Consider the following 15,427-nt stretch of genomic DNA (forward strand, 5'->3'; position numbering starts at 1 on the left):
CGTAGCGTTTCGGGTGATGTTGAGGGCGGTTTAGGCTAGAATGCACGGCCTCAAAGCACACCCCTTCCCGAGGCTGTCCCGAAGATGTTGATCCTGCGCGGCGCTCCTGCCCTTTCTGCCTTTCGCCACAGCAAACTCCTTGAGCAACTGAGCCAGAAGGTTCCAGCTGTCAGTGGCCTGTATGCTGAATTCGCTCACTTCGCCGAAGTCACCGGCGTCCTGACCGGCGACGAACAGCAGGTGCTTGCGCGCCTTCTGAAGTACGGTCCAAGCGTTCCGGTTCAAGAGCCGACCGGTCGTCTGTTCCTGGTGTTGCCGCGTTTCGGCACCATCTCGCCATGGTCGAGCAAGGCCAGCGACATCGCCCGCAACTGCGGCCTGAGCAAGATCCAGCGTCTGGAGCGCGGCATTGCGTTCTACGTGGCCGGTCAGTTCAGCGAAACCGAAGCGCAGCAGATTGCAGACGTACTGCATGACCGCATGACCCAGATCGTTCTGGGCAACCTCGAACAGGCCGCCGGTCTGTTCAGCCACGCCGAACCGAAGCCGCTGACCGCCATCGACATCCTCGGCGGTGGCCGCGCCGCGCTGGAGAAGGCCAACGTCGAGCTGGGCCTGGCCCTGGCCGAAGACGAGATCGATTACCTGGTCAACGCCTTCAACGGTCTCAAGCGCAACCCGCACGACATCGAACTGATGATGTTCGCCCAGGCCAACTCCGAGCACTGCCGCCACAAAATCTTCAACGCCAGTTGGGATATTGATGGCGAGAGCCAGGAAAAAAGCCTGTTCGGCATGATCAAGAATACCTATCAGATGCACAGCGAAGGCGTGCTGTCCGCTTACAAGGACAACGCTTCGGTGATCGTCGGCAACGTCGCCGGCCGCTTCTTCCCGGATCCGGAAACCCGCCAGTACGGCGCGGTGCAGGAGCCGGTGCACATCCTGATGAAGGTTGAAACCCACAACCACCCGACCGCGATCGCTCCATTCCCGGGCGCGTCCACCGGTTCCGGCGGCGAGATCCGCGACGAAGGTGCAACCGGTCGTGGCGCCAAGCCGAAGGCTGGCCTGACCGGTTTCACCGTATCGAACCTGCAGATCCCGGGCTTCGAACAGCCGTGGGAAGTGCCGTACGGCAAGCCTGAGCGCATCGTCAACGCGCTGGACATCATGATCGAAGGCCCGCTGGGCGGCGCCGCGTTCAACAACGAATTCGGTCGTCCGGCCCTGACCGGCTACTTCCGTACCTTCGAACAGTCGATCACCACTCCTCACGGTGATGAAGTTCGCGGTTACCACAAGCCGATCATGCTCGCTGGCGGCATGGGTAACATCCGTGAAGAGCACGTCAAGAAAGGCGAGATCGTCGTCGGCTCCAAGCTGATCGTCCTCGGCGGCCCGGCGATGCTGATCGGTCTGGGCGGCGGCGCTGCCTCCTCCATGGCCACCGGCACCAGCTCGGCGGATCTGGACTTTGCTTCCGTGCAGCGTGAAAACCCTGAAATGGAACGTCGCTGCCAGGAAGTCATCGACCGTTGCTGGCAGTTGGGCGACAAGAACCCGATCAGCTTCATCCACGACGTGGGTGCTGGCGGTCTGTCCAACGCCTTCCCGGAACTGGTCAACGACGGCGATCGCGGTGGCCGTTTCGAACTGCGCAACATTCCAAACGACGAGCCGGGCATGGCCCCGCACGAAATCTGGTCCAACGAATCCCAGGAACGTTACGTTCTGGCAGTCGGCCCGGCCGACTTCGAGCGCTTCAAGGCGATCTGCGAACGTGAGCGTTGCCCGTTTGCCGTCGTCGGTGAAGCCACCGCCGAGCCGCAACTGACCGTGACCGACAGCCACTTCGGCAACAACCCGGTGGACATGCCACTGGAAGTGTTGCTGGGCAAGGCACCGCGCATGCACCGTTCGGTGGTTCGCGAAGCCGAGCTGGGTGATGATTTCGATCCGTCGAACCTCGACATCGCCGATTCCATCGAGCGCGTCCTGCATCACCCGGCCGTGGCGAGCAAAAGCTTCCTGATCACCATCGGCGACCGCACCATCACCGGCCTCGTGGCCCGTGACCAGATGGTCGGCCCATGGCAGGTTCCGGTGGCCGACGTTGCCGTCACCGCCACCAGTTTCGACGTCTACACCGGTGAAGCGATGGCAATGGGCGAGCGCACTCCGCTGGCACTGCTGGACGCTCCGGCGTCGGGGCGCATGGCCATCGGCGAAACCCTGACCAACATTGCTGCCTCGCGCATCAACAAGCTCTCCGACATCAAACTGTCGGCGAACTGGATGTCCGCCGCCGGCCACCCGGGCGAAGACGCGCGTCTGTACGACACCGTGAAAGCGGTCGGCATGGAACTGTGTCCTGAGCTGGGCCTGACCATTCCGGTGGGCAAGGACTCCATGTCCATGGCTACCCGCTGGAACGACAACGGCGAAGACAAGACCGTCACTTCGCCGATGTCCCTGATCGTGACCGGTTTCGCGCCAGTGGCTGACATCCGTCAGACCCTGACCCCGGAACTGCGCATGGACAAGGGCACCACCGACCTGATCCTGATCGACCTCGGTCGCGGCCAGAACCGCATGGGCGCCTCGATCCTCGCGCAGGTTCACGGCAAACTCGGCAAGCAGGCTCCGGACGTCGACGACGCCGAAGACCTGAAAGCGTTCTTCGCCGTGATCCAGGGCCTCAACGCTGACGGTCACCTGCTGGCGTACCACGACCGTTCCGACGGTGGTCTGCTGACTTCCGTGGTGGAAATGGCCTTCGCCGGCCACTGCGGTCTGAGCCTGAACCTGGACAGCGTTGCTGAATCCTCGGCAGAAATCGCCGCCATCCTGTTCAACGAAGAACTGGGTGCCGTGATCCAGGTTCGCCAGGACGCCACCCCGGACATCCTCGCCCAATTCAGCGCTGCCGGTCTGGGCGACTGCGTGTCGGTGATCGGTCAGCCGATCAACAACGGCCAGATCAACATCACCTTCAACGGTGACACCGTGTTCGAAGGCCAGCGTCGTCTGCTGCAGCGTCAGTGGGCCGAGACCAGCTACCAGATCCAGCGTCTGCGCGACAACGCCGACTGCGCCCAGCAGGAATTCGACGGCCTGCTGGAAGAAGACAACCCGGGCCTGAGCGTCAAGCTGAGCTACGACGTCAACCAGGACATCGCTGCGCCTTACATCAAGAAAGGCATTCGCCCACAGGTTGCCGTGCTGCGTGAGCAGGGCGTCAACGGTCAGGTGGAAATGGCAGCCGCGTTCGACCGTGCCGGTTTCAACGCGATCGACGTGCACATGAGCGACATTCTGGCCGGCCGTGTCGACCTGAACGAGTTCAAAGGTCTGGTGGCCTGCGGTGGTTTCTCCTACGGCGACGTTCTCGGCGCCGGTGAAGGCTGGGCCAAATCCGCACTGTTCAACAGCCGTGCCCGCGATGCGTTCCAGGGCTTCTTCGAACGTAACGACAGCTTCACCCTCGGCGTGTGCAACGGTTGCCAGATGATGTCCAACCTGCACGAGCTGATCCCGGGCAGCGAGTTCTGGCCGCACTTCGTGCGCAACCGCTCCGAGCAGTTCGAAGCGCGTGTGGCGATGGTGCAGATCCAGGAATCGAACTCGATCTTCCTGCAGGGCATGGCCGGTTCGAGCATGCCGATCGCCATCGCTCACGGTGAAGGCCATGCCGAATTCGAAAGCGAAGAGGCACTGCTCGAAGCCGACCTGTCCGGTTGCGTGGCGATGCGTTTCGTCGACAACCACGGCAAGGTCACCGAAGCCTACCCGGCCAACCCGAACGGTTCGCCGCGCGGGATCACCGGCCTCACCAGCCGCGACGGTCGCGTGACGATCATGATGCCGCACCCGGAACGTGTGTTCCGTGCCGTGCAGAACTCGTGGCGTTCGGAGGACTGGAACGAAGACGCTCCTTGGATGCGTATGTTCCGTAATGCTCGTGTGTGGGTGAACTAAGCGCTGTGTACAAGCTCGCGTTTTTTGTTCCCGACAGTCATGTCGAGGTGGTCAAAGACGCTGTATTCGCTGCCGGTGGCGGGCGGATCGGTGACTATGACCACTGTGCGTGGCAGGTGCTTGGATCTGGTCAGTTTCGGCCTCTGGACGGCAGTCAGCCGTTCATTGGTCAGGCGGGGCAGGTTGAGCGGGTCGAGGAGTGGAAGGTTGAGCTTGTCGTTGGTGATGAGTTGATTCGCGCGGTAGTGGCTGCTCTTAAGTTGAGCCATCCATACGAGACGCCGGCTTATGAAGTGTGGCGACTGGAGGATTTTTGATCTTCCTTGGCTGCTGAAATGAAAACCCGCTGAGAGTGATTTCAGCGGGTTTTTTTGGTTTTTTGGGGGTTGGGATTGAGTGAATATCCGTTTCTTCGGGTGTTGCTGCTGGCGGTTTCGCCCTTACGGCGAGTCACTTTTTTCAAACGCCAAAAAAGTAACCAAAAACGCTGGGCCCCTGCGTTCGGCGCCTCGCTGTGGCTCGGCGTTCCTTCGTTCCGGGATTCATCCGGGGGCATCGCCTACGGTTTGCTTCGCTGCACCTCCTCTCGATGCATGCGGCTTCGCCGCACGGTCGCTGCGCTCCCACCCCCGGATGAATCCCTCCACTCAGCCTTCCGATGGGGCCAAAAGATCGAGAGCCTTACTTGAGCTAACGCTCATCGTGTTGAGTGGTGGATTTAAACCTTCGCACTCACTTCACTCCGATTAACCAACCCCTCAAGCGCGGCACTCAAGCTCTGCGCCCGCTCACCCACCAACAGATGCCACACGCCATCTTCCAGCGCGCTGACACCCAGACATCCAAGCTCTTTCAAGCGGCTTTCCGAAAGCACCTTGCCATCGGCCAGTTGCAGGCGGATCCGGCTCATGGCGATGCAGTCCAGTTGCAGCACGTTGTCGCTACCACCCAGGGCGGTCAGCCATTGCTGTGCCAGCGGTGCAGCGACTGCAACCGGTTCACTGGTTTCGATGACAGCGACAGGAGCAGCTACTACGGCACGCCCCAACGCCGGCATCGCCAGTCGAATCTCATCGGCAATGCTGTCGGCCATCGGCCCGACAACCACCTGCAAACTCCCACCCTTGCCCGGACGCACAACGGCCATTGCGCCCAGCGCTTTCAAATCGGCATCAGAGGCTTTGTTGCGGTCGACCATTTCCAGTCGCAGACGTGTGGTGCATGCGCCAACAGTCACCAGATTCTCCGCACCACCGAGTGCCTTTATGTAAGCGCCGGCACGTTCGTTCTCGGTCAGAACCGCTTTGTCGGCGGTGGCAACGTCTTCACGCCCCGGTGTCTTCAGGTTGAAGCGGCGAATACAGAAATCGAACACCGCGTAATAGATGACCGCATAGGCCAGGCCCACCGGAATCACCAGCCAGCCATTGGTGGACTTGCCCCAGCCGAGCACCATGTCGATGAAACCGCCGGAGAAGGTGAAACCCAGATGAATGTTCAAGGCGTTGGTGATTGCCATCGACAGGCCGGTCAGCAGCGCATGCACCAGATACAGCAGCGGTGCGAGGAACATGAAGGCGAATTCGATCGGCTCGGTGACGCCGGTCAGGAATGAAGTCAGGGCCATCGACAGGAAGATCCCGCCCATCACTTTGCGTCGTTCCGGCAGGGCGTTGCGGTACATCGCCAGGCACGCGGCGGGCAGACCGAAGATCATCATCGGGAACATGCCGGTCATGAACTGGCCGCCCTTCGGATCGCCGGCGAAGTAGCGTGACAGATCACCCGTGACCAGGGCTCCGGTGGTCGGATCGGTGAAGTTGCCGAACACGAACCACGCCATGTTGTTGAGGATGTGGTGCAGGCCGGTGACGATCAGCAGGCGGTTGAATACGCCGAAGACGAAGGCGCCGAAGCTGCCGCTTTCCATCATCAGGCTGCCGAAGCTGTTGATGCCGTGCTGGATCGGCGGCCAGATGTAGCCGAACACCACGCCCAGACCGACCGCCGCAAAACCGGTGACGATCGGCACGAAGCGCCGGCCACCGAAGAACGCGAGGTACTCCGGCAGCTTGATGTCCTTGAAGCGGTTGTACAGCGCGCCGGCCATCAGCCCGCTGACGATCCCGGCGAGCATGCCCATGTTGATGCTCGCATCGAGCACCTTGAGCGTGGAGATCATCACCAGGTAACCGATCACCCCGGCGAGGCCGGCGGTGCCGTTGTTGTCCTTGGCGAAGCCGACCGCGATACCGATGGCGAAGATCATCGCCAGGTTGGCGAAGATCACCTGGCCGGCGTCGTGGATGATCGCGATGTTCAGGAGGTCGGTGTCGCCCAGGCGCAGCAACAGGCCGGCGATCGGCAGGATCGCGATCGGTAACATCAGCGCACGGCCGAGGCGTTGCAGGCCTTCGATGAAGAGTTGGTGCATGGCGTTTGTCCTTGTTGTTTTTGTTAGCGCAGAGGCCAATGTTGATGACAGGCATGACGCACTGCGGCGGCGCTGCTCAGCTTGAGCAAGTCCCGGGCGAGGCGTTGGCATTCGGCTTCGTGCAACTGGCGCACGCGATCCTTGATTTCACCAATTTGTACCGGGCTCACTGACAGTTCGGTCACGCCCAGACCGATTAACACCGGCGTCGCCAGCGGATCGGAAGCCAGGGCGCCGCACACGCCGACCCAACGCTTGTGCACCGCCGCACCTTCGCAGGTCATGGCGATCAGTCGCAGCAGCGCCGGGTGCAAGGCATCGACCCGAGCGGCGAGGCCCGCGTGGTCGCGGTCCATGGCCAGGGTGTATTGCGACAGGTCGTTGGTGCCGATGGACAGGAAGTCCGCATGCTCGGCCAGTTGATCGGCCTGCAACGCCGCGGCCGGGACTTCGATCATCACGCCGATTTCCGGTCGTTGATTGATGCCCAGTTCCAGGCACAGCGCATCGACCCGTTGGCGGATGTGCAGCAGTTCGTCGACTTCGGTGACCATCGGCAGCAGGATCCGGCAGCGCTGCAGCGGGCTGACTTGCAGCAGGGCGCGCAGTTGCTGATCGAGGATTTCCGGACGGGCCTGGGCCAGACGAATACCGCGCAGGCCGAGCACCGGGTTGGCTTCCACGGGTAGTGGCAGGTAATCGAGCTGTTTGTCGCCACCGACATCGATAGTGCGGATGATCACCGACTTGTCGCCCATGGCATCGATCACCGCTTGATAGGCGGCGCGCTGCTCTTCGACGTCCGGTGCGGTGTGGCGATCGACGAACAAAAACTCGGTACGCAACAGGCCGACGCCGTCGGCACCGTTGGCAAGCGCATCCGCCGCTTCGTGGCTGGAGGCGACGTTGGCGACCACTTCGATGGATACGCCGTTGCGGGTTTCAGCCGGGAGATGGGCCTGGGCTTGCTGGGCTTCGCGACGTTGTTGGCGGTCGATTTGCGCTTGTTGGACTTCGGCCAGACGATCGGCATTCGGCGTCAGTTCGAGGCGTCCGCCGTCGGCATCGAGCACCACCGATTGGCCTTGAGTTTGATCAAGCAGCGCCGAGCCCAGTGCAACCATGCACGGCAGGCCTTTACCCCGGGCCAGAATCGCCACGTGGGAAGTTGCGCCACCTTCGGCCATGCACAAGCCGGCGACGCCTTGCGCACTCAGTTGCAGCAGATCCGACGGCGTCAGTTCGTGAGCGGCGACGATGGCGCCGGCCGGCACTTCGTAATGCCAGGCTTCGCCGAGCAATGCGCGCAGCACCCGTTGTTTCAAGTCGCGCAGATCGTTGGCGCGTTCGGCCAGGAGCGGGCTGCCGGTGTTTTGCAGCACTTCGCATTGCACTTCGATGGATTGGCTCCAGGCGTAGGTCGCTGCGGTGCCGGTTTCGATCGATTGCTGCGCGGCGTCGAGCAGGGCCGGGTCTTCCAGCAGCGCCAGATGCGCGGCAAAGATCGCTTCTTCGTCGGCATTGCGCTGTTTTTTCGCCTGGGCGAGGGTGCCGTTGATTTCGCTGCGAACCTGATTCAGTGCTGCGTCGAGGATCTGCAATTGGTGCTCGGGCTGATGATTGCCAGCGTCTGCCGGCAGGCTGATCGCGTTCAAGCGAAACAGCGGCCCGCCGACCAGACCCGGTGCAGCGCAAACACCGTGCAACACGCCAGCCTCGGCCGGACGATTGCGTGGCGCGGCAGCAACCGGTGCAGCGGCGTGATGATCCTCCGGCAGGGCGGTGGCCAGTGCAGTGAGCAAGGCTTGCAACGCCGCTTGCGCGTCGGAACCCTGGCAACTCACTTGCACTTCGTCCTGCTCACCAATCGCCAGGCCCATCAAGCCGATGAGGCTGTTGCACGGCGCCGATTTACCGGCGAAATGCAGCTGCGACTGGCTTTTGAACCCTTGCGCAGTCTGGCGGATCAACGCCGCCGGACGTGCATGCAGACCACCGCGATGGGCGACCCGCACGTGACCGTGAACTTCCGGCCCGCCGAGTTCTTCTGTGTTCGCCGCTGCACTGTGACGAGCGACGATGTGCAGCAGCGGCTCGCCGACCTTCACCGTTTTCAGGGTGATGGGGCGCGCCTGGAAATCCTGGCTGTTGGTCAGGATCAACAGGCTGACCAGGCTTTTGCACTGGAGGCCGACCTTGTCCAGGTCATAGCGCAGCAGCGGCTGGCCACTGCTGACCCGCGCTCCTTCCTTGACCAGCATCGAGAAACCTTCGCCCTGCAACTCGACGGTATCGAGCCCCAGGTGCAGGAGGATTTCCGCGCCGTTGTCGGCTCGCACGGTCAGGGCGTGGCCGGTGCGGGCGACATGGATCACCACGCCAGCGCACGGTGAATACAGGGTGTCGTTCAGCGGATCTATGGCAATGCCGTCGCCCATCGCACCGCTGGCGAACACCGCGTCCGGAACTTTGGCGAGCGTGAGCACCGGGCCGCTGAGCGGGGCGCTTAAAGTCAGCTCTTTATTGTTGTTGTGCATGGCTCGGTCTCATCAGGAAAACGTTCGGTTCGGACTCAGTGCGTACGGGTGACTTTGCTCAGGTGGCGCGGCTGATCCGGGTCCATGCCACGGGCCACGGCCAGGTTGGCGGCCATCACGTAGAAACTCTGGATCGCCAGAATCGGATCAAGCGCCGGGTGTTCAGCACGGCACAGGGTCAGGTTGCGTTCGAGCACATCGTCCGGCGCCGCCAGCAATACACGGGCACCACGCTGACGCATTTCCGCCGCCAGGCTCAGCAGGCCGGCCTGCTCGGCGCCGCGCGGGGCAAACACCAGCAGAGGGTAGTTTTCGTCGATCAGCGCCATCGGGCCGTGACGGACTTCGGCGCTGCTGAAGGCTTCGGCCTGGATGGCCGAGGTTTCCTTGAATTTCAGCGCGGCTTCCTGGGCAATGGCAAAGCCGGCGCCACGGCCGATCACCATCAACCGTTCGCAATCGCGCAGGGCATCGATGGCCGGGCTCCAGTCCTGTTGCGCGGAGTCGCGCAAGCCTTCGGGCAGGGCGTTGTGTGCCTCCAGCAATTCACTGTCTTCTTTCCAGTGCGCGATCAAGCGGGCGCTGGCGCTGAGGGTGGCGATGAAGCTCTTGGTCGCGGCGACGCTGCTTTCAGTACCGGCCAGCAGCGGCAGGCTGAATTCGCATGCGGCCTCCAGCGGCGAATCGGCAGCATTGACCATCGACACGCTGAGGGCGCCGCGCTTGCGCAGCAGACGCAGGCTGTTGACCAGATCCGGGCTCTGGCCCGACTGGGAAAACGCGAACGCGACCTGACCGCTGACTTTCAACGGCGCCTGTTGCATGGTCACCACCGACATCGGCAGCGACGCCACCGGAATCCCCAGTTGCTGCATGGTCAGGTAGGCGAAGTAGCTCGCTGCGTGGTCGGAACTGCCACGGGCGACGGTCATCGCCACTTGCGGTGGCTGACGGCGCAGGCGCCCGGCGATCTCGATCATCGAGCCATCGAGCTGTTGCAGTTGCGCTTGCACGGCCTCGAACGAGGACAGCGCCTCCTCAAGCATTTTTGAAGTCAATGTCTTCTCCTTCGACCATGACGGCGGTCAGTGTGAGTGAGCGATCCAGCCGCACGCAGTCGGCCCAGGCGCCCGGTTGCAGGCGCCCGCGTTCGGTGATGCCGAGGTAGTCGGCGGGGAATTGCGAAAGACGTTGCGAGGCCTCGGCGATCGGCAGGCCGATCTTCACCAGATTGCGCAGTGCCTGATCCATGGTCAGGGTGCTGCCGGCCAGCGTGCCGTCCGGCAGGCGCACGCCGCCCAGGCATTTGGTGACGGTGTGGCTGCCGAGCTTGTACTCGCCGTCGGGCATGCCGGCGGCGGCGGTCGAATCGGTGACGCAATACAGGCACGGGATCGAGCGCAGGGCCACGCGGATCGCGCCGGGGTGCACATGCAATAAGTCCGGGATCAACTCGGCAAACTTGGCGTGGGCGAGGGCGGCGCCGACGATGCCCGGCTCGCGGTGATGCAGCGGGCTCATGGCGTTGTACAAATGCGTGAAACTGGTGGCGCCGGCTTCGAGTGCGGCGACGCCTTCCTCGTAACTGCCGAGGGTGTGGCCGATCTGCATGCGGATGCCACGGCGGCTCAGTTCGCGAATCAAGCCGTCATGGCCGGCGATTTCCGGGGCGATAGTGATCACCCGGATCGGCGCCAGTGCCAGATACTCTTCAACTTCGGCCATCAGCGCGGTGTGGGCGAAGTTCGGTTGGGCGCCCAGTTTGCCGGGGTTGATGTACGGCCCTTCGAGGTGAACGCCGAGGACCCGGGCGGCACCTTTCGGACGCTGTTCGCAGAACTCGCCGACATCCTTGAGCACGCTGGAAATCTCGGCACTTGGCGCGGTCATCGTGGTGGCGAGCAGCGAGGTGGTGCCGAAGCGCACGTGGGTCTTTGTGATGGTTTCGAAAGCGCTGGTGCCTTCCATGATGTCTTTGCCGCCACCGCCGTGAACGTGCAGGTCGATGAAACCCGGCAGCAGGTAAGGCAGGTCGTTGTCCGCCGGATCGCAAGGCACGCCTTCGATCGACACGACTCTGCCGTGTTCGTGGATCAGCCGGCCGCGAATCCAGCCGTCAGCGGTGAGGATGTTGTCTTCGGACATTTCGCTTCTCTCGTTTGGCCTGGCTGCTGATCAGCGGCGAAGCTCTGCAACAAAGTCGTAGTAGTCGTTGCGGCAATAGGTGTCGGTGACTTCGATCGGCGTGTTGTCTTCCAGGTAGCCGACCCGGGTCATCAACAGCATCGCGGTGCCGGGGGCGATGCCGACCAGTGCGGCGAACTCGTCCGAGGCGTTGATCGCCTGGATGTGCTGCAAGGCGCGCACGATCGGTTTGCCGATGCTGTCGAGGTGTTCGTAGAGGGAATCCCCCACCACTTGTGGCTTGGGCATGATCGAGGCGGGCAGGGTGCTCATCTCGATGGCCATCACGGTGTCGTCGGCCTTGCGCAGGCGTTTCATGCGCGCAACCTTGTCGTTCGGCGACAGGCCGAGGCGGATCAGTTCTTCGTGGGTGGGCAGGGTGATTTCGCGCTCCAGCCATTGTGAGCTGGGCACGAACCCCTTGAGACGGAGCATTTCGCTGAAGCCCGACAGGCGCGACAGCGGTTGTTCAAGGCGTGGGGTGATGAAGGTGCCGGAACCTTGCAGGCGGCGAATCAAGCCTTGATCGAGCAGGACTTCCAGCGCCTTGCGCGCGGTGACCCGGGAAATCCCCAGCATTTCGCTGAGATTGCGCTCCGACGGCATCGCCTGTTCGGCTTTCCACTGCCCGGCATGAATCGCCGCTTCCAGGTTGCGCGCCAGTTGCAGGTACAGCGGCGTCGGCTGGGAGTCGTCAGGGCGCAGGGCGTGGAGATCGTTCATGCAGGCACTTCCGGAGCTGATATTGGATTGTTGTCGCTCGCTGTTTCGGCGAAAACTAATACCACTTGAATACCATGTCAACGCAACGGAAATGCCTCTGGTCCTTTGAAATCGGGTGTTTAAGGGCGGGTGGTTTCAAGTGGTATTAGAGGTGGGGGCTGGAACGCAAAAGATCGCAGTCTGCGGCAGTTCCGGCGGGTGAAAGTGGTATCACCGTTCAGGCGTTGCCGCAGGCTGCGATCTTTTGCATTTATTTTTTTGCGGGCGACCAATGGTCAGGGGAAAGGGCCGCTTCGCGGCCCGGAGAAAGCAGGTGCCCTGGTGACAGAATCAGGGGCGGATTTCGATCATCGTGCCGTCCGGCACCAGGTTCCAGACTTCGCGCATGTCGACGTTGCGCATGGCGATGCAGCCGTCGGTCCAGTCCAGGGTGTGGAACAGGTTTTCCGGGTTGTCTGCGGAATCCGGCGTGCCGTGGATCATGATCATGCCACCAGGCTCGACGCCTTCGCGCCGGGCGCGGGCGGAGTCGCTGATGTTCGGGTAGGAGATGTGCATCGACAGGTTGAATTTGTCGCTGGTCTTGCGCCAGTCGATCCAATAGAAACCTTCAGGTGTGCGTTTATCGCCTTCAATCAGTTTCGGGCCTTTCTTCGCGCCCTTGCCCAGGGAAATGCGATAGCTCTTGAGCGGTTTGCCGTCGGCGATCAGCTGCAGTTGATGAGCCGATTTGAGCACCAGTATTTTTTCGATGAGCGGGGTGTTCGAAGGCGTCACGGTGGTCACGAACGACGCTTGGGAGACGGTGACGAACGACAGGCAAAACAGGGCAAGCAACCAGCGCATTGAAACGATTCCCCAGAAGGTGATGCAGATAATTTATTTATAGATCTTATGCAGGCGCTGTCGCGGGCTGCGCACGCGGGTTATCGGCCGGCTGGCGCTGAAATCAAGTGATGGTCGGTTGAGCGAGCGGCGGGATTGATTCCGAGCGAACCGGGTAAGTCTCGGCGCGGCGGTCAGCGAAGAAGCATTCTAAGGTACGGCCCACTGTGCGGAAAGCCAGCTTGTCCCATGGAATCTGCGCTTCGTCGAACAGTTGCACTTCGAGGCTTTCGGGACCGGCGGAAAAGTCCAGGTCTGCGAGCTCGGCGCGAAAGAACACATGCACCTGACTGATGTGCGGCACGTCGATCAGGGTGTAGATGCTCAGGTTGCGCACCCGGGCGCAGGCTTCTTCGGCGGTTTCGCGGATGGCGGCCTGCTCGATGGTCTCGCCGTTCTCCATGAACCCGGCGGGCAGCGTCCAGTAACCGAGGCGTGGTTCGATGGCACGACGGCAGAGCAGGACTTTGCTGCCCCAGGTCGCCACACAGCCGGCCACGATATTGGGGTTCTGGTAGTGAATGGTCTGACAGCTGTCGCAGACAAATCGCAGCCGCGAGTCGCCTTCGGGAATACGCTGGTTCACCGGGTTGCCGCACTGGCTGCAAAATTTCATGCTGGAGTTCCTGAATGCTGCGCCTATCTTGGCGTGCAGCGGTGTCAGTCGGCAAGTTGTCGTTTCGCGACATGTCCCTTGTTCGGGGCTTGGGCGGTCGCATTGATTGGTGCATGATGCAGGACAAGGCACAGATCGAGAACACTTATGCTGGACGAGCTACTGCACCGGGTAAGCAATCACACGCCGCGCACGCTGGAGACCGACACGCGTTTCCCCGAGGCCGCTGTCCTGGTGCCGATTACTCGCAGTGACGAGCCCGAACTTGTTCTCACCCTGCGCGCCAGCGGGCTCTCGACTCACGGCGGCGAAGTCGCCTTCCCCGGTGGACGACGGGATCCGGAAGACCCGGACCTGACTTTCACCGCCCTGCGTGAAGCCGAAGAGGAAATCGGCCTGCCGCCAGGCCTGGTCGAAGTGATCGGCCCGCTCAGCCCATTGATCTCCCTGCATGGCATCAAAGTCACGCCCTATGTCGGGGTGATTCCCGACTTCGTCGAATATCAGGCCAACGATGCCGAGATCGCTGCGGTGTTCAGTGTGCCGCTTGAGTTTTTCCGCAAGGATCCGCGCGAACACACCCACCGCATCGACTATCAGGGTCGCAGTTGGTACGTGCCGAGCTATCGATACGGCGAATACAAGATCTGGGGGCTGACGGCGATCATGATCGTCGAGTTGATCAACCTGCTCTATGACGCCAAAATCAGCCTGCATCAGCCGCCGAAAAGCTTTATCAACACCTGAAGCCATCGTTCGAATAGCCAGCCATCGTGAGCCCTGAGGAAAACAAGATGAAATACCGCCTGGGCGACGCCCGTGTCGAAACCCATCCGCAGAGTTGGGTCGCCCCCAACGCCGTGCTGGTGGGCAAGGTCAGACTGGAAGAAGGCGCCAACGTCTGGTTCAACGCCGTACTGCGCGGCGACAATGAACTGATCCTGATCGGCAAGAACAGCAATGTGCAGGACGGCACGGTGATGCACACCGACATGGGCTACCCGCTGACCATCGGCACCGGCGTGACCATCGGCCACAACGCCATGCTTCACGGCTGTACGGTTGGCGACTACAGCCTGATCGGCATCAACGCCGTCATCCTCAACGGCGCTAAGATCGGCAAGAACTGCATCATTGGCGCCAATTCGCTGATTGGCGAAGGCAAGGAAATTCCTGACGGTTCGCTGGTGATGGGCTCGCCGGGCAAGGTGGTGCGCGAACTGACCGAGCAACAGAAGAAGATGCTCGAAGCCAGCGCCGCGCACTATGTGCATAACTCACAGCGCTATGCGCGCGATCTGGTCGAGCAGGAAGAATGAATACGGTTGAGCGGCCGGTGGCCTCGCCCTGCGTGAATATTTGCGCGCTGGACGATGACGATATTTGCACCGGTTGCCAGCGCACGGTCGAGGAGATTACGCGTTGGAGCCGGATGACCAACGATGAGCGGCGGGTGGTGCTGGGGTTGTGTCATGAGCGGGCGAAGTCTAGTGGGCTGGTCTGGATGATCGGCAAAACGCCTGGGCAATAGCGATTTGATTGGCGTCATCGAAGGGCTGAAGTAACCTGTGCGCCAAATTGACAGGTCACGCCCATGATTTTCCTCATCGCTTACATCAGCAGTGTCGTGCTGATCAACTTCGCCTTCTCTACTGCGCCGCACCTGTACATCATCTGGTCGGCCTGGGGCGGGCTGGTGTTCGTGTTGCGCGACATGGTGCAGATCCGTTTCGGCCACGGCGCGATTGTAGCGATGCTGGCGGCGCTGGTGCTGTCCTATGTCACCTCCGATCCGTCGATTGCGATGGCCAGTGCCACGGCATTTGCAGTGTCCGAGTGCATCGACTGGCTGGTATTCAGCATCACCAGACGCCCGCTGCGTGACCGCTTGTGGATCAGCTCGGCGCTGAGCATTCCCCTTGATACCTTCATCTTCTTCGGCATGATCGACCTGCTGACACCGCCGGTGATCATCACCGCCCTGGCCTCGAAGTTCGCCGGTGTGACTGCGGTTTGGCTGATCATGGCCTGGCGCGAACGCAAACAGGCTGTCGCCGGCTGAAGCCA

13 protein-coding genes are annotated in these 15,427 nt (G+C 61.8%); 6 read left to right on the forward strand and 7 right to left on the reverse strand.

The window, feature by feature from the left end:
* Positions 1-84 precede the first annotated feature (84 nt).
* Both purL and CAF87_RS08415 read left to right on the forward strand, forming a co-directional pair.
* Entirely contained in the window at positions 85-3,981 is a 3,897-nt protein-coding gene (purL, locus tag CAF87_RS08410; protein ID WP_085729731.1) for a phosphoribosylformylglycinamidine synthase, read from the forward strand.
* A gap of 5 nt (positions 3,982-3,986) precedes the next feature.
* Positions 3,987-4,298: a YqfO family protein gene (locus tag CAF87_RS08415; protein WP_085729732.1), complete on the forward strand. Its 312-nt coding sequence runs from the start codon at positions 3,987-3,989 to the stop codon at positions 4,296-4,298.
* A 401-nt stretch (positions 4,299-4,699) separates the two neighbouring features.
* Here the strand turns inward: CAF87_RS08415 and nagE are convergent, their stop codons facing one another.
* From nagE to CAF87_RS08450, 7 genes are all read right to left on the reverse strand, one after another.
* Positions 4,700-6,415, reverse strand: coding sequence for an N-acetylglucosamine-specific PTS transporter subunit IIBC (nagE, locus tag CAF87_RS08420; protein WP_085729733.1), 1,716 nt, complete (start codon positions 6,413-6,415; stop codon positions 4,700-4,702).
* 23 nt (positions 6,416-6,438) lie between these two features.
* The gene (ptsP, locus tag CAF87_RS08425; protein ID WP_085729734.1) at positions 6,439-8,952 is read right to left on the reverse strand and encodes a phosphoenolpyruvate--protein phosphotransferase; all 2,514 of its coding nucleotides are present in this window, start codon (positions 8,950-8,952) and stop codon (positions 6,439-6,441) included.
* Between the two features lie 35 nt (positions 8,953-8,987).
* The gene (locus CAF87_RS08430) at positions 8,988-9,998 is read right to left on the reverse strand and encodes an SIS domain-containing protein (RefSeq protein WP_085729735.1); all 1,011 of its coding nucleotides are present in this window, start codon (positions 9,996-9,998) and stop codon (positions 8,988-8,990) included.
* Positions 9,991-11,097 (reverse strand): N-acetylglucosamine-6-phosphate deacetylase, encoded by a 1,107-nt coding sequence (gene nagA / locus CAF87_RS08435; RefSeq protein ID WP_085729736.1) that lies wholly within the window; start codon positions 11,095-11,097, stop codon positions 9,991-9,993. The genes CAF87_RS08430 and nagA overlap by 8 nt, the downstream gene beginning before the upstream one ends.
* 30 nt (positions 11,098-11,127) lie before the next feature.
* A complete protein-coding gene (locus CAF87_RS08440) occupies positions 11,128-11,859 on the reverse strand; it encodes a GntR family transcriptional regulator (RefSeq protein ID WP_007954613.1) in 732 nt (243 codons plus the stop codon).
* A gap of 330 nt (positions 11,860-12,189) precedes the next feature.
* Positions 12,190-12,705: a murein L,D-transpeptidase family protein gene (locus tag CAF87_RS08445; RefSeq protein WP_085729737.1), complete on the reverse strand. Its 516-nt coding sequence runs from the start codon at positions 12,703-12,705 to the stop codon at positions 12,190-12,192.
* A 103-nt stretch (positions 12,706-12,808) separates the two neighbouring features.
* A complete protein-coding gene (locus CAF87_RS08450; RefSeq protein ID WP_085729738.1) occupies positions 12,809-13,360 on the reverse strand; it encodes an NUDIX hydrolase in 552 nt (183 codons plus the stop codon).
* 147 nt (positions 13,361-13,507) lie between these two features.
* Here CAF87_RS08450 and CAF87_RS08455 point away from each other — a divergent pair, with 147 nt between their 5' ends.
* From CAF87_RS08455 to CAF87_RS08470, 4 genes are all read left to right on the forward strand, one after another.
* Positions 13,508-14,107, forward strand: coding sequence for a CoA pyrophosphatase (locus CAF87_RS08455; protein ID WP_085729739.1), 600 nt, complete (start codon positions 13,508-13,510; stop codon positions 14,105-14,107).
* 47 nt (positions 14,108-14,154) lie between these two features.
* Positions 14,155-14,679 (forward strand): gamma carbonic anhydrase family protein, encoded by a 525-nt coding sequence (locus tag CAF87_RS08460; RefSeq protein WP_011332606.1) that lies wholly within the window; start codon positions 14,155-14,157, stop codon positions 14,677-14,679.
* Positions 14,676-14,891: a DUF1289 domain-containing protein gene (locus CAF87_RS08465; RefSeq protein WP_085729740.1), complete on the forward strand. Its 216-nt coding sequence runs from the start codon at positions 14,676-14,678 to the stop codon at positions 14,889-14,891. Before CAF87_RS08460 ends, CAF87_RS08465 begins: the two co-directional genes overlap by 4 nt.
* Positions 14,892-14,954: 63 nt before the next feature.
* Positions 14,955-15,422 (forward strand): preQ0 transporter, encoded by a 468-nt coding sequence (locus tag CAF87_RS08470; RefSeq protein ID WP_085729741.1) that lies wholly within the window; start codon positions 14,955-14,957, stop codon positions 15,420-15,422.
* Positions 15,423-15,427 lie beyond the last annotated feature (5 nt).

The organism is Pseudomonas sp. R38(2017) (assembly GCF_002112395.1).
In the GTDB taxonomy this organism is placed as follows: domain Bacteria; phylum Pseudomonadota; class Gammaproteobacteria; order Pseudomonadales; family Pseudomonadaceae; genus Aquipseudomonas.

Excerpts from the sequence above, each read along its gene's own strand:
- purL (WP_085729731.1), top strand. The coding sequence starts at position 85 with ATGTTGATCCTGCGCGGCGCTCCTGCCCTTTCTGCCTTTCGCCACAGC.
- nagE (WP_085729733.1), bottom strand. The coding sequence starts at position 6,415 with ATGCACCAACTCTTCATCGAAGGCCTGCAACGCCTCGGCCGTGCGCTG.
- ptsP (WP_085729734.1), bottom strand. The coding sequence starts at position 8,952 with ATGCACAACAACAATAAAGAGCTGACTTTAAGCGCCCCGCTCAGCGGC.
- CAF87_RS08430 (WP_085729735.1), bottom strand. The coding sequence starts at position 9,998 with ATGCTTGAGGAGGCGCTGTCCTCGTTCGAGGCCGTGCAAGCGCAACTG.
- nagA (WP_085729736.1), bottom strand. The coding sequence starts at position 11,097 with ATGTCCGAAGACAACATCCTCACCGCTGACGGCTGGATTCGCGGCCGG.
- CAF87_RS08440 (WP_007954613.1), bottom strand. The coding sequence starts at position 11,859 with ATGAACGATCTCCACGCCCTGCGCCCTGACGACTCCCAGCCGACGCCG.
- CAF87_RS08445 (WP_085729737.1), bottom strand. The coding sequence starts at position 12,705 with ATGCGCTGGTTGCTTGCCCTGTTTTGCCTGTCGTTCGTCACCGTCTCC.
- CAF87_RS08450 (WP_085729738.1), bottom strand. The coding sequence starts at position 13,360 with ATGAAATTTTGCAGCCAGTGCGGCAACCCGGTGAACCAGCGTATTCCC.
- CAF87_RS08455 (WP_085729739.1), top strand. The coding sequence starts at position 13,508 with ATGCTGGACGAGCTACTGCACCGGGTAAGCAATCACACGCCGCGCACG.
- CAF87_RS08460 (WP_011332606.1), top strand. The coding sequence starts at position 14,155 with ATGAAATACCGCCTGGGCGACGCCCGTGTCGAAACCCATCCGCAGAGT.
- CAF87_RS08465 (WP_085729740.1), top strand. The coding sequence starts at position 14,676 with ATGAATACGGTTGAGCGGCCGGTGGCCTCGCCCTGCGTGAATATTTGC.
- CAF87_RS08470 (WP_085729741.1), top strand. The coding sequence starts at position 14,955 with ATGATTTTCCTCATCGCTTACATCAGCAGTGTCGTGCTGATCAACTTC.